Annotated in this window: 11 protein-coding genes; 7 read left to right on the forward strand and 4 right to left on the reverse strand. The window is 58.7% G+C overall.

Annotated elements, in window-relative coordinates; all coding sequences use genetic code 11:
* The first annotated feature begins 41 nt into the window (after positions 1-41).
* Entirely contained in the window at positions 42-1,790 is a 1,749-nt protein-coding gene (locus DNX69_RS06365; RefSeq protein ID WP_110785184.1) for a GMC oxidoreductase, read from the forward strand.
* Here DNX69_RS06365 and DNX69_RS06370 read toward each other — a convergent pair.
* On the reverse strand, positions 1,785-3,227 hold the full coding sequence (locus DNX69_RS06370) for a hypothetical protein (protein WP_110785185.1): 1,443 nt from the start codon (positions 3,225-3,227) through the stop codon (positions 1,785-1,787). The genes DNX69_RS06365 and DNX69_RS06370 overlap by 6 nt on opposite strands.
* 491 nt (positions 3,228-3,718) lie before the next feature.
* On the opposite strand from DNX69_RS06370, the gene DNX69_RS06375 reads away from it, so the two are divergent.
* Positions 3,719-4,855: a glycosyltransferase family 4 protein gene (locus DNX69_RS06375; RefSeq protein WP_110785186.1), complete on the forward strand. Its 1,137-nt coding sequence runs from the start codon at positions 3,719-3,721 to the stop codon at positions 4,853-4,855.
* Positions 4,856-5,039: 184 nt separating this feature from the next.
* Positions 5,040-5,732 carry a glycosyltransferase family 2 protein gene (locus DNX69_RS06380; protein WP_234826878.1) on the forward strand — a complete coding sequence of 231 codons (693 nt, stop codon included), beginning with the start codon at positions 5,040-5,042 and terminating at the stop codon, positions 5,730-5,732.
* A 106-nt stretch (positions 5,733-5,838) separates the two neighbouring features.
* On the opposite strand, the gene DNX69_RS06385 is transcribed toward DNX69_RS06380, so the two are convergent.
* Positions 5,839-7,344 (reverse strand): lipopolysaccharide biosynthesis protein, encoded by a 1,506-nt coding sequence (locus DNX69_RS06385; protein WP_110785188.1) that lies wholly within the window; start codon positions 7,342-7,344, stop codon positions 5,839-5,841.
* A gap of 140 nt (positions 7,345-7,484) precedes the next feature.
* Positions 7,485-8,702, reverse strand: coding sequence for an acyltransferase family protein (locus DNX69_RS06390; RefSeq protein ID WP_234826879.1), 1,218 nt, complete (start codon positions 8,700-8,702; stop codon positions 7,485-7,487).
* 284 nt (positions 8,703-8,986) lie between these two features.
* On the opposite strand from DNX69_RS06390, the gene DNX69_RS06395 reads away from it, so the two are divergent.
* The 3 genes from DNX69_RS06395 (at position 8,987) to DNX69_RS06405 (ending at position 12,164) form a co-directional block, all read left to right on the forward strand.
* Positions 8,987-10,132 carry a DegT/DnrJ/EryC1/StrS family aminotransferase gene (locus tag DNX69_RS06395; RefSeq protein ID WP_110785189.1) on the forward strand — a complete coding sequence of 382 codons (1,146 nt, stop codon included), beginning with the start codon at positions 8,987-8,989 and terminating at the stop codon, positions 10,130-10,132.
* 78 nt (positions 10,133-10,210) lie between these two features.
* Complete coding sequence (locus DNX69_RS06400; protein WP_110785190.1) at positions 10,211-11,017, forward strand: glycosyltransferase family 25 protein; 807 nt, start codon at positions 10,211-10,213, stop codon at positions 11,015-11,017.
* A 28-nt stretch (positions 11,018-11,045) separates the two neighbouring features.
* Positions 11,046-12,164, forward strand: coding sequence for a glycosyltransferase (locus DNX69_RS06405; protein ID WP_110785191.1), 1,119 nt, complete (start codon positions 11,046-11,048; stop codon positions 12,162-12,164).
* On the opposite strand, the gene DNX69_RS06410 is transcribed toward DNX69_RS06405, so the two are convergent.
* Entirely contained in the window at positions 12,161-12,937 is a 777-nt protein-coding gene (locus tag DNX69_RS06410) for a metallophosphoesterase family protein (RefSeq protein ID WP_110785192.1), read from the reverse strand. The two genes, DNX69_RS06405 and DNX69_RS06410, sit on opposite strands and share 4 nt — an antisense overlap.
* Positions 12,938-13,185: 248 nt before the next feature.
* On the opposite strand from DNX69_RS06410, the gene DNX69_RS06415 reads away from it, so the two are divergent.
* Positions 13,186-13,824 (forward strand): hypothetical protein, encoded by a 639-nt coding sequence (locus tag DNX69_RS06415; protein ID WP_110785193.1) that lies wholly within the window; start codon positions 13,186-13,188, stop codon positions 13,822-13,824.
* Positions 13,825-13,860: the final 36 nt, after the last annotated feature.

The following is a 13,860-nucleotide window of genomic DNA, read 5'->3' on the forward strand; positions in this document are numbered from 1 at the left end:
AAGAGATTTCCGGCATCAGACCGGACTGATAGGCTGGACAAATGCATGTCGAGAACCTTGCTCACTTCAGCGCCGAAACTCATTTTGAGGCCGACCTCGTCATTGTCGGAGGTGGCCCGGCGGGCCTCTCGGTGGCACGCGAGTTGCGACGTGCTCCGCTACGCATCCTGATCGTCGAGAGCGGATTGCTTGAAGAGGCACCCGAAGCAACCGAGCTTTCGACGCTGGAGAGCATCGGCGAGCCGAGCGCCCCACAGCAGATCGAGAAGAGGATAGCGTTTCACGGAGCCAATAGCCGGTCCTGGGCCCAGGACCGGCAGCCTTACGGCGTCCGTTGTCGAGCGCTCGGCGGCTCGACGCATGCTTGGGCTGGCAAATCAGCTGCCTTCGATGGCATCGATTTTGAGGAACGAGCGTGGGTCCCGCAGTCCGGCTGGCCGATCGAGCGATCCTGCCTCGATCCGTTTCTGGAACGAGCGGCCGACATCCTGAACCTCGGACCGAACCGTTACGACGACACCCTTTGGACGCTTCTCGGCATCTCACCTCCTGAACCCCAGCTCACCGCGCAGGGACTTCGCTCGTTCTTTTGGCAGTTCTCGCGATCCCGGATCGATCCGCTCGATATCATGCGGTTCGGGGCGGACTTTTTAAGGTTGGACGGCGACAACGTTCGGATTCTGCTCAACGCTACAGCGACACGCATCGATCTGACCCAGGAGGGAGATGCGTTTCGCGGCGTGGAGATTGCGACAACCGACGGACAGCGTCACACGGTGCACGCAAGGGCTGCAGTGATTGCCGGTGGCGGCATCGAAAACGCCCGCCTTCTGCTCGCATCCAACATGGTTCATGCCAACGGCGTTGGAAATCAGTACGATCTGGTGGGCCGTTTTCTAATGGACCACGCTGGGGCACGAATAGCCAGGTTCGGCGGACCGAACGCAAACCGGATTATGCGGCGGTTTGGGTTCTACGGCCTACGCAATCGCCGCGGTACCTCCATGTACATGCATGGCCTCGCGATCACCCCCGAGATTCAGGAGCGCGAGCATCTCTTGAATTCGGCGATCTATTTCATGCCGGAGCACGCGGCGGACGACCCTTGGGACGCCGTCAAGCGGCTCCTTACCGGGAAGAGCAAACGACAGGTCAAGGATATCATGCGGGCCGTCGCTGGTGCCGGACTCCTCGGCAAGGGCGCCGCCATGAAGCTGATATCCAGCGACCGACTGCCCCTCGCGGTCAAGGATTTCGTCGTTCAGGCCGCCATTAGGTACATGCCGAATGTGGCCGCGGACGACTTTCTCAGTCGCGGCGTTCCCCACAAGGTGACCGACGTCTGGATCGACGCGATATCTGAACAAAGGCCTGATCCGGACAGCCGCATCACGTTGTCAGAGACGACGGACAGGCTGGGCCTCCCGCTTCCACGGGTCAATTGGAGGATCAACGCAGACGAGCGCCGGACGATCATGCGGCTCGGGCACATCGTAGAGTCGGCTTTCGCCCAAGCTCAGCTCCCGAAGCCAATTCTGGAACCGTGGGTGGTAGAGGGCACGTACAACGACGCGGTGATCATCGACATGGCTCACAGCATGGGCACGACCCGGATGTCTGCCTCAGCGCGATCAGGGGTTGTCGATGAACATTGCCAAGTGCATGGCGTACGTAACCTTTATGTCGCCGGAAGCTCGGTCTTTCCGACGAGTGGCCACGCCAATCCAACTCTGATGATCGTGGCCTTTGCGGTTCGTCTTGCCGATCGGATACGACAGACCATGCTATAATCCGCGTCCATCGGAACGGCGCGCGGCCGCAAGAACACCGAGGGCCGGCTCGAGCGCCAAGCTCGCATTCGACCTGACGACCGATCGCGCATCGCGCTTGGCGCAAGCCAGAGCCGCGAAAATGAAGAACGGCAACCCAAGGTCGGTCAGAGCACCAGCCAGCACCTGCGTCACAAGCATCGCCGCACAGGTGACCTTGGCTGCCTTTCTATATCCATCGTCCTTCGCATCCACGCCGTTTTCGTCTCGCTCCAGAAAGACCGAGAGTAAAAACCCGACGAACAGGACGCTTCCGACAATCCCCAGGCTGGCAAGCACCGCGATCGGGAAACTCGATGCACGCATACTGCCATTCCCAACGCCAAATCCGAACGTATCAAAGAAATTCTGAAGCCCTTGTCTGTTCCAAAGGGATCTCTCGATGCCCGAAGAACTCGACAGTTTGTTCAGAACCAGCTCGTTCAGAATCTCCGCCACATAGCTCGACGCACGTTCGTCGGCGAGAATTCCCAGAACAATGAAAGCAACGACAAACGGCGCGCCAGCCAATAGAACCATCGATTCAATTCGCAAGGCGCCAGAGATCGACGCCGAGACGATCTGGAAATAAAAGATGCCCAACACCACGGCGAGCCCGACATAGGCCGTCGACGATTTCGAAAGAAGCGCCGCGCCGAGGGACAGAACAGCGAGCACGAGCGACAATCGTCGGTAGACTCCGCAGAGCCATAGCTGAAATGTGAATGCGAAGAACGCGATCGTCATCGACCCAAATGCGGACGCTTCGGTAAACGATCCGACTACCCGCTTCGAACCGGCAAGCTCCACCTCCGTCAGAAGACCATAGGATGCATTCCGGATGAACGACAGAATCTCGGTGGTATTCGAGTAATAGGTGACGAGATCGACGACCGCGAAGGCCAGATTGGCGGTGACGCACAATATCGCGGCACTCCCCAACTGACTTCTTCCCTCATAGGACGCCGCGTACGCCCAGATCAGAACAAAGCAGACCAGATCTCCGACAAGATACACGGATTGCGTGAAGTTCGAGGTCGCCGGCTGTAGAACCACCATGTAGCCAGTCGTTCGCACGGGATAGACGAACGTGTCCCCGGCAAACAGCCTGGGCATGAAATAGGCAGAGACCAGGCAGTCCACGACGATCAAGGCGAGCCAGAATCCGGGCGTTCCTATCGCCAGAGCATCGGACACTCTTCCCCGGCATCCCGGCTCAGCCAGAATCCGGATCGTCAGAAACCCCAACAACAAATGTGATGGGGTTACGTTGGTGCCGCCCAGGCTTGGCAGCGTGAAGGCCGCGGCCGCTCCAAGCAAGATCGAGCATACGAACGCATGAATGATGAACGACACGGGCCGGAAGAGGCAGATCACGCCGAGAGCAAGCGTGATCAGTCCGATGACTTCGATCGTCATGGTGGTGCCCGGCGCCCTTCTGTCACTGTCGGCGGCCGGAGCTCGTTCACGCCTCAGGCCGCACCAAAGTTTCTCGCTTTGCTCAAATCTGTCAACGCCTCACTCTAAGCGGCAATATCCGTCAGGCCACTGAGCGGCGCGTCCCTCCCCTCTGATCGGATCGCCCCGACCGTCCAAACGCGGCATTCGACCACGTACGCAAATGGCGCTGTCCCAGCTACGCTAACAAGACAGGCTGCAGGTCGCTCCGACCAGGAGCCTTGTCGGGCGCCAAAATGGACGCACGCCTACCAATTCAAGCCCCCCACGCCAGACCGCTGATCGACACCGCTACGCCTGAGTCATTAAGAATGCTCATGAATTTACCATTGTCCCAAACAAACAAGCACCGGCGATCTCAATCCCCCTACAGTTGTCTTGACACTATCAGGCGTCGTCGGCAGATCGATAGTTGGCCCAGGACGCAAGAGGCGCTCTGGAGATCGCATTAGGTGAACCCATTGCTCTTTCGTCGACTGACGATCAACGGGAAGTTCCTGACAGCGCGACCTACAGGCGTCCACAGGGTCGCGGATCAACTCATTCGCCAGATCGTTCTGAACCACGACATCCTGGACGGAGTATTTCGCTCCTCACCTGCGATTGTCGCCCCCAGATCCGCATCAGAAGGGACCCACGGCGTTCAGGTTGAGCGCTACGGCCGCCTACGCGGGCAACTGTGGGAGCAAATGGACCTCCCCCGCGCCGCACGCTCGGATCTGCTTCTCAACCTGTGCAATCTTGGGCCGGTCGGACTCCGCAATGCGATCACCATGATCCATGATGCGCAAGTCTTTATCACGCCGCAATCCTACTCGGTCGCTTTCCGGACGTGGTATAAGACCATCCTGCCGCTCATCGGCCGGAGGCATCGTCGCATTCTGACAGTGTCCCACTTCTCCGCCGAGCAATTGGTGCGAGCCGGCGTCACAGACGCGGAGCGCATCTCGGTGATCCATAACGGCGTCGATCACGTCCTGCAGTATCCACGCGCACCCGAGATCATCAATCGCCTCTCGCTTGAACGTCGGCGCTTTGTTGTCGCGCTGTCTTCCACCCAGGCGCACAAGAATATTAAGGTCCTGCTGGATGCTTTCTCCAGCCCGGAGCTTTGTGACATCAAGCTCGTCCTGTTTGGCGGACACGATCGTCGCGACTTTGAACGTCTGTACTCACATGTTCCCGCCAATGTCGTGTTCGCAGGACCGGTGACGGACGGTGAGCTACGGTCCCTCTACGAAGCGGCATTATGCGTGGGGTTTCCATCCACGACAGAGGGCTTTGGCCTTCCGCCCTTGGAGGGAATGGCTTTGGGCTGTCCGGCCGTCGTAGCACCCTGCGGTGCACTTCCCGAGGTCGCCGGGCAAGGCGCGCTGTACGCGGCAGCAGGCAACCCTAGGGAGTGGGGCGAAGCGATCAAATCACTTGCGGCCTCACCGCCATTTTGGCTGGAACGTTCGGTGGAAGCGGCGGCGCAGGCAGCGAATTTTACTTGGCGGAAAGCCGGCGCGGATCTCTGCGACGTCATTCGGCTCGTTGCTGACGACAGACAGCGAATGCCGGGTTGGAGGGCGAATGGGAGCGACTAGGATCGCGGTGGTCGTCGCCAGCACCGGCCGTCCTGAGGAGCTAGGCCGCTGGAAAGAGCACATTCTACGACAGACGCTCCAGCCAACTCGGTTCGTATTTACGGTCGTGAAGCCATCGGACCTTCCACACTCGATCTCGATGCCCCCCTGCGCGGAGGTTGTCTACTGCAATCCGGGACTTCCCGTGCAGCGCAATGCTGCGCTGGAGTTGCTTCTGGACTCGACCGACGTCATCGCGTTCTTCGACGATGATTATGTGCCATCGGCCTACTGCCTCCAGGGGATTGAAGACTTCTTTCGGCGACATCCCGCAGTGGTTGCCGTGAATGGGCTGTTGCTGGCCGATGGAATCAACACCGCGGGAATTCCCTACGAAGAAGCCATCTCGCTTGTCGACGCCCACGACAAGAACGGCAGGCCGGACGCAAGAGTGATCTGTTCGCTCGATGGGCTGTACGGCTGCAACATGGTGTATCGGAGCGCTGCCATCGGGGCCGAGCGTTTCGACGAGAACCTGCCGCTGTACGCCTGGCAAGAGGACATCGACTTCGCTGCACGCGTCGGCCGCCAAGGAGCCCTCGCACTGACCACCGCGTTCGCCGGAGTTCACCAGGGCGTCAAAGCCGCACGTCTTGCGGGCGTGAGACTGGGCTATTCCCAGATCGTCAACCCCGTGTATCTCATGCGGAAAGGGACTTTGTCCGTCAAAGCCGGCATTCAACTGATCGCGCGCAATCTGGTGATGAACCATGCCCGTGCCTTCAAGCCCGAACCGTGGATCGATCGTCGGGGACGCTGCAAGGGGAACTGGATCGGACTTCTCGACCTGCTGATCGGACGCGATCACCCGAAGAGAATCCTGTCCATTCGCCAGTGAATTCCGACGTATTGCTATTTCACCATAGACATCCGCATCGCGAAAGCTGTGGCGACGAGCACCAAACGAGATCTGATCGGACCGAACCTCGACAATGGCGATCGATCTAGCGCCTGATGAACGATCGGATGAACGATCGAACGAGATTCAGGATTTTTGCTTCGGCGCCTGCTGGGCGTCCTGCGAGAAGCCAAAGTGTCAAGACCGCAACGGTATAGACGGCCCCGGCCAACAGAACCGCCCCCACGAGGTTCGTGGCCATCAGAATGATTTTAGGCTCGTGCTCCAGGTCTCGGAGGAGTGGATGAACGGCCGCCGTCATCAACGCCCCAGCCACGATTGTACGCCAATGCTCCGCAACCTGCTTCCAAGCAGCCCAGCCGATGGTTTGTTGCGCCGCCCGCATTGAAACCGCTGCCACGAATACCGCGGTCAGCATTCTCATCGCAACCGCCCCTTCCATCCCGAACAGCCAGATCGCGACGAGCAGAATTGGCATCTTGAACAGCAATTCCGATAGTGCGATCGGAAACAGCGCGTGTGTCCGGTTCAGCGACATCAGTAGCGGCGATAGCGGCGCCACGAACAGTGATGGAATGATCGACAACGCCATGAACGACACGATCGACGAAATCACGCCCCACTTCTCGCCCAAAACCAATCGGATCAGCGGGTCCGCAGCCAGGGCGAGCCCGATCAGGACGGGAAGACCAACGCAGACAATCATCGCCGCGCTCGCGCGATACGCATCTTTCAATCGCACCGGATTGTCACGGATCAATGAAAACGCCACGGTGAGCGGGTTGAGAAGCTGGACAACGATCACCTGGGTCGGCAACGACGCCAAGTTTGATGCCATGGAAAAGCGGCCGAGATCCTGACGGCTCGCCATCCGCCCCAGAATCAACTGATCAATCTGCCAGTTCATGGCCCCGACCAGCTGATTGATCGTGGACCACCGCACAAACGCGGAAAACTCGTTCCATTCCGCCAGCGACAAGCGCGGCCTATATCTGAACGCAATATGGCTGGCGACAGCTATTGTCAGCGGCGTCGCAATCGTCCCGACTGCGATCGCCCAATACGACCCCGTGCACCATGCGATCACGACCGACAACACGAGCGACATCAGCTTGCCCGCCGCCTCCAGAAAGACGACCGGACGATAGTCCATACGACGGGTACACTCAGTGATCCGCGGGCTTCCCAGGCTCCGGACCGCAGGAGCCGTACCAAGCGCAGCAATCAACCCTATGAGTCGTTCATCCTTATACAACTCGGCAATCGGCCACGACAAAGCCGTCACAATCGCCATCAAGGCGCAAGACCTCAACAATCCCACGGTGAAAGCGGTGTCGTAATGTCGCTTGGTGGGATCTCTCACTCTGATGAGAGCCACGCCGATGGGAATCTCCATGACCGCTTCGACAATGACGATCACGGACATCGCGATGGCTACGACCCCGAAGTCGGTGGGCGTCAGAAGCCGGCCCAGTAGACTCAACGTGATCAGATCGATGCACCTGGTGATCAGACGCGAAGCCACCAGCAGACCGGCGCTCGCAGCGGCTCTCGTACCGACCGGCGCCTCTGAATGAACTTCAGCTCCCATCACCCACCAGACATCCAACCCGAAACGCCACGCCGGTAGAGGCGCAGGTCATCATCGCTCTGCGAGACGCGATTGCCCGGTCGTCCTGCCTCACCCGAGTGAGCCGCGGAACGGCCCGATGCGTCTGCCGGCAATCGACCTCACGATATCAATTCTCCTACTGGATGATCGCTGTGTGTCCGCCCAGCCAAGATCGGCTTGACCGCTCGGCTCAGAGGCCGCTCGACCACTGCCCAGCCCACGACCCCGCTCGCAACAACCAGAACAGTCAAGATCACCACATTGAGGTCGAATGGCAAAGTTCCGAAGCCAAGATGAGACATCACGGTGCCCCACATCGGCAGCGCGAAAACCTGAAACAAATAGATTGAATAAGATGCACCGCCGAGCACCGCTGCCAATCGCCGCCACCGCCCCTGCCCCAGATCGAAGACCGTCGCGGCAATGACGATCCCCGCAGCCGGGATTCCCCAGAGCGCAAACCGGCCAGCCCCCTCTTCGTCCGGCGTCCAATAGACGGTCGCCGACAGCACCGCAAGCGACGCCGTCGCGACCGCCCATGCGGCCGGGACGGAAAGTTTGCCTCCCGTGAGCCGCCAATAGGCGATCCCACCACCGAGCAGAAATTCCAGCAGCAGCCAACTCGTCACGAACTTAGCCGAAGGGGCCTCCGGAGCCAGAGCGACTCCCAACCCGACCAGAACAGTGAACGACGCGAGCAACAATCGTAGCGCCAGCGGACGCGGCAACACTATCGACAAGCCGAACGCGAAATAGAAGAACATCTCGTAGTTCAGCGTCCACCCCACCCCAATGACCGGCGACACCCCCCGTCCGGGTGCGGGAATCGGCAGGAACATGTAGGACCCGACGATCCACCCCGGATCGAGTGCCGCATAATGCGTTGTGAACATCCCCGGCGCGAGGATCATGACCGATACGGCAGCAGTCGTGAGCAACCAGTACAACGGCACTATTCTGGCAACCCGTTTTCTGAAGAAGCGCGACACTGCCCCAGGACGGTTGAAATCATCCCAGTGCACGTAAAGCATCACGAAGCTTGAGATCACGAAGAATAAGTCCACTCCCGCGTCGCCCACCCTGCATTGACCTGCGCCGCCGGAAAACAAAACTGAACCACCCCTTCCCTCCGGAAACACATAGCCGATCCGCGTCGTTGCATGCGTAAACACCACGGCAATCGCTGCGAGCGCGCGAAGCAGTTGGATAGCGTCGATACGCCCTCTGTTGACTTTTAGATCAACAACGCTCGGCAGCACTCGCATCTCCCGAAACACTTTCTCACTATCAACTTGCAATCCGCCCGCGATTTGCGGGACAATGCTGCGTCGCTTCACCGAAGATCCATGCTGTCCCTGTTCACCTCATTCCGCAACCAACATCTCATCGACATTCCGCGGGACTCGACTTTGAACGTCATGGCGACCGATACAAACCAAACACCATCGCGTAGGCACAGCGCATCCCCAATGACGCCCCCTCAAATGGACAACAACCCTACTTGCAGGTGCAGCCGTTTCGCCGTTCACTATCTTTCGTTCGATCGTTTGCTGATCATCCGTTACTTCGATACTCACAACGGATACAACTCTGACTTGCTGTAACGAATTGAGGTCCTCGAATGCCGCGCGTTGGATTCTCGGAGTGGTTCGCATTGACGAAGGTCGTCGCTCGCGGTCAGCTGTTACGCTACCGTGGCGGCGAGCAAGGTTACACAACGCAGTTCGAGCAGAACCTCGAGAAGCAGATGGGCGTGAAGCACGCGTTGACCGTGAACAGCGGAACGAGCGCCCTGATCTCCGCGTTGGCCGCAGCCGGCATCGGTCCCGGCGACGAGGTACTTGTTCCCGCCTACACCTGGGTCGCGACGGCTATTGCACCACTCATGGTCGGCGCCATCCCTATCGTCGTCGACGTCAACGAGAGCCTGACGATCGACCCCGAGGACATCAAGCGCAAGATCACCCCTTACACTAAAGCGATCATGCCAGTTCACATGCTCAATCTGGTGTGTGACATGGACGCAATCGTGTCGATCGCTCGCGAGCACAGGCTCAAGATCATTGAAGACGCCTGTCAGGCGGTTGGGCTGATGTACAAGGGCCGCCGTGTCGGCACAATCGGGGACGCCGGCGCATATAGCTTCAATCAGTTCAAGAACCTCAATTCTGGCGAGGGAGGAGCGGTGCTTACCAATGATGACCGCCTCTTCACCCGCGCCCGCATGTTCCACGATGCGGGAAGCTATACTCGCGAGTACTCGTACGAATCCAACGAGGCCCCCTTCATCGGAATGAACTTCAAGGTATCGGAGCTGACAGGGGCCGTCCTTCATGCCCAACTGCCTAAGCTCGACCCATTGATTTCGCGCTTGCGGTCCCGCTACCCCATCATGGTGAAGCACTTATCTCAGACCGATAAGCTCAAGATTTCACCGCACAACGACCCCGATAACGCCGCCGGGCTCACCGTGATCCTCAATACCGCCGAAGATGCCAAGCGGTTCGCGAAAAACCGGGGTGTCGACCGGCTGATCGACACCGGCCGCCACGTCTACACCAACTGGCGCCCAATCATGACCCAGCGCACCTTCGATGACCGGATGAATCCGTGGAAGTGGGCAAAACGGGACATCCGCTACTCGGAAGACATGTGCAGCCGGACGCTCGACATCCTGTCTCGCACCTGCCGCGTCTCTCTTGGTCCGCAGTACCCAATTCCGTTCATGGAATTGCGCGGACGATCTCTCCTCAAGGCCGCGTCCTAGAAAGACACTTGAAGAGAGCTCTTGAGGTTCAGCTTTTCTCCGGTCGCGCTATCCGCTCTCGAATTGAAGCCAAAGGCAATGAACCCATCGGTCAAAATCGTCGTCTTGAGCCTGCCGACTGCCGAAGCGCGCAGGAGCCAGATGACCGCCATGCTGAGCAAGGCGTTGCGGGGCTGGCAGTACTTCGATGCCCACACTTCATTGAAGTGCCCCAACTTGCATTACGACAGCACCGAACTGCGACGACACTTCGGACGCCATCTTTCGCCTCCCGAACTTGCCGTCTGCTCGAGCCACGCCGCAATCCTCGGCGAATTCATCGACCGCAACCAGGCCGACTACATCCTGGTGCTCGAGGACGATGTAATCTTTGATACCGACTTTCCGCTCGATCAGTTTTGCGCCTTCTGCGCCGACAACGGGCTCGAGTACGTTCGCCTATTCGGAAAACACTACGCCAAGGCCGTTCGTCTCGGCTTCTTCTACGACAGATCTATCGTGCGGTTCACCACCAGCCCCGCTGGCGCCCAAGCCTATCTAATGTCACGCATAGCTGCCCGGCGCTTTCTCGACAGCTATCGATCCATCCGAGCTACGGTTGATCTGGCTATGGATTCGTTCTGGATCACGCAGCTGCCGATCTATTCGATTTTTCCTTACCCCATCATTGAACGTTTCTCGCCCACCTCGATTCCGATGCCACCGAACTCAGTCGACGTGCGCGGGTGGGAGAACTTGGCTTGGCAGAGTACTCGGGCGGTCAACAAAGCACGAAAGATTCTGACGAACGTCAAGCTTCGCAAGCTCGACGAGCGCATGCGTCAGCGCCAATGGGATTTTCGTCAAGTCGGACAAGTCGATTATCTACAACGCCGGGAGCGTTAGCCCGAACGCCATAGCTGGAGCGTTTCTCTTGAAAGTGGCAATCGTACACTACTGGTTCGTCGGAATGCGAGGCGGCGAGAAGGTCATTGACGCTCTCTGCGAACTATACCCGCAGGCTGACATTTTCACTCATGTCTTCGTCCCCGACGCGGTGAGCGACCGGATTCGTGCTCATCGCGTGACGACTTCATTCATCAACTCGCTTCCCCGTGCCAGATCGATGTACAAGTCGTACCTGCCACTGATGCCACTGGCCCTTGAGCAATTGGATCTGAGCGGTTACGACCTGATCATCAGCAGCGAATCCGGGCCCGCCAAGGGGATTATCGCGCCGCCCGATGCACTTCACGTCTGCTACTGCCACACCCCGATGCGATACATCTGGAATATGTACCACGACTATCGGAGCGGTGCCGGCAGAATAACGCAATTGTTGATGCCGCCCATGTCTCACTATCTCCGGATGTGGGACGTTTCAGCCGCATCTCGCGTCGACAGCTTCATTGCCAATTCCGCGACGGTCGCCGATCGAATAGAGCGATATTATCGCCGCGAGTCTGTCATTATTCATCCGCCCGTTGACACCTCAGCGTTCACGCCGATCCTGACATCGCAACTGGGAGACTATTACCTGATGGCTGGCGAACTCGTCGCCTATAAGCGACCCGATCTGGCGGTTCACGCATTCAACCAGATCGGCCGGAAATTGGTCGTGATCGGCGGCGGAGACATGCTCGACGAATTGAAGAGGATCGCCGGACCGAACGTGACCGTGATGGGCTCACAGCCATTCGAAGTCCTGCGCGATTACTACAGTCATTGCCGCGCGCTGATCTTCCCCGGTGAGGAAGATTTCGGCATGGTCCCAGTGGAAGCGATGGCGGCCGGGCGCCCAGTTGTTGCCTTTGGAAAAGGCGGAGCAACAGAGACCGTGGCACCGGGGCTTTCCGGGGTTTTTTTTCAATCACAGGAGATCGACGCTATCCGCGCGGCTATCCTTCAGCTCGATGAGATGGCGATCGATCCGGGCAAGATCTCAAATCATGCTGCTCGGTTCGGCAAACAGGCTTTCTTCAAAGGATTCCGCTCGCACATCGACCAGCTGCTGGACTTGAAGTCCGGGACCGTCAGCCGCCTCGAGGCTTAGCCTGTCGCCAGCACTGAAAGACCCTCGCGGTCCACGATCAGACATGTCAGATGCCCCGTGACGAAGGCGCCCGTATCGATATTGATCCTGTTCGACCGCATGTCGATGCGCTGGACGGGCGTGTGGCCATGAACGACCAGTTTTTCGAAATTCAACGTCGACGACAGAAACTCATCCCGTATCCAGAGAAGGTCGCGTTCTGACTGCCTAGACAATGCAACTCCGGGCTTCACACCAGCATGGGCGAAGAAGACCTTTCCGCAAGAGAACGAGCTCTGCAGCCCGTTCAGGAATCGAAGATGGGCGTCCGGAAGCCTCTCCCGAAACACCAGTTGCAGTTCAGCAACGCCGGACTCGGAAAGCACCTTCTTCGGCTCAATTCCGTAAGACACCAACGTCTCTAATCCGCCAAGTCGCCGCATCCAATTCTCGAAAATGGCGACATCGGTCAGGGATCTGATCGCGACGGCCTCATGGTTTCCGCGGAGAAAGACGAACTCCCTTTCGCTCCCCCTACGAATGAGGCTGTCGATGACATCGCAAGACTTTGGTCCACGATCGACGTAGTCGCCGAGGAACACGCAGATTGGGCGAACGATGGGGCGCTTCGCCAAGTCATGGTCGATCTTGTGAAACAGCCGATCCATCAGATCGGCGCGGCCATGCACATCTCCGACAGCATAGATCCGCACCCCTTCCGGTAGAAACGGTAACCAGTGCCCACACTCTCCTGAATGAAAACTCTGTGCGATCTCCTCGCTCCATCTCGTCACGGCGCTTCAGCCCTTCGTCTACAAACACCGACAGCCGGATTCAACGTATCGCCGCATCGATCTCTCGGGCCGGTCCCGGCATCGCCATCGAGAATGTAATATCCTTCATACCCACACTGGACTCCATCGGCCTCAGGCTGTTGATCACAATCAACTATAACCGGCGACCATGATTGAACCTAGGTGCCGTTTCATGTATCTAAGAACTACAAAATTCATTTTGATAAACAATACCTTGGAGTCGTCAGATGGCGAACCGGCTGTGTCGCATTGCGGTCTTCGGAGCTGTTTCAGCACTTCTTCTCCCCGGCTCCTCGGCCTCGGCCGCCTGCATCAATCCGCCCGTGTCTGAACAGGCAATCGCGCAGTTCAGATCAAATCCGGCGGCGCTACTCAACCCAACGACCGATGGTCGTGCGGTGGAGACGGCGGTTCGAGACCTCGTCGCCAGCGACGCGACACTAACTAAGTCGATCGTGTCGTTAGCAGCGGGTGCCCCTTCGCGACTCAAGACAGCGATCGCGGCCGGTCTCGCGCAGGCCGCCACTGCGTGCACGACGATAGACGTGCAAGCCGCCATGTTGATCCAACAAGCAGTCGCCGCACTGCCAGACGGTGAATTCCAGACAACGTTTGCGGCGATCGCTGGCGATCTTTCGACCGCGGCAACAGCAGCAGCGGCCGCCTCTGCAAGCAGCTCCACCGGAAGCGTCATCATCAAGAATCCAAACCGCTCGGCGCGTGCTGCTCAGGGCCCTGGAGGCGGCGGCGGGGTTAGTTTGCTCACGCAAATTACGTCTGGCGGGCGAGCCATTGTCGCCGTCGATGGGCCCGCAAGAACCGCTAAGTCGGTTACGTCCGGCGATCCGGTCAGCGCCACTCGCTAGGCCGCCCCTGTCAGTCGCACGCTCCGTGTCAACGCC

The organism is Rhodopseudomonas palustris, assembly GCF_003226555.1.
GTDB lineage: Bacteria > Pseudomonadota > Alphaproteobacteria > Rhizobiales > Xanthobacteraceae > Rhodopseudomonas > Rhodopseudomonas palustris_I.

Excerpts from the sequence above, each read along its gene's own strand:
- DNX69_RS06400 (WP_110785190.1), top strand. The coding sequence starts at position 10,211 with ATGAACCCATCGGTCAAAATCGTCGTCTTGAGCCTGCCGACTGCCGAA.
- DNX69_RS06370 (WP_110785185.1), bottom strand. The coding sequence starts at position 3,227 with ATGACGATCGAAGTCATCGGACTGATCACGCTTGCTCTCGGCGTGATC.
- DNX69_RS06395 (WP_110785189.1), top strand. The coding sequence starts at position 8,987 with ATGCCGCGCGTTGGATTCTCGGAGTGGTTCGCATTGACGAAGGTCGTC.
- DNX69_RS06415 (WP_110785193.1), top strand. The coding sequence starts at position 13,186 with ATGGCGAACCGGCTGTGTCGCATTGCGGTCTTCGGAGCTGTTTCAGCA.
- DNX69_RS06385 (WP_110785188.1), bottom strand. The coding sequence starts at position 7,344 with ATGGGAGCTGAAGTTCATTCAGAGGCGCCGGTCGGTACGAGAGCCGCT.
- DNX69_RS06365 (WP_110785184.1), top strand. The coding sequence starts at position 42 with ATGCATGTCGAGAACCTTGCTCACTTCAGCGCCGAAACTCATTTTGAG.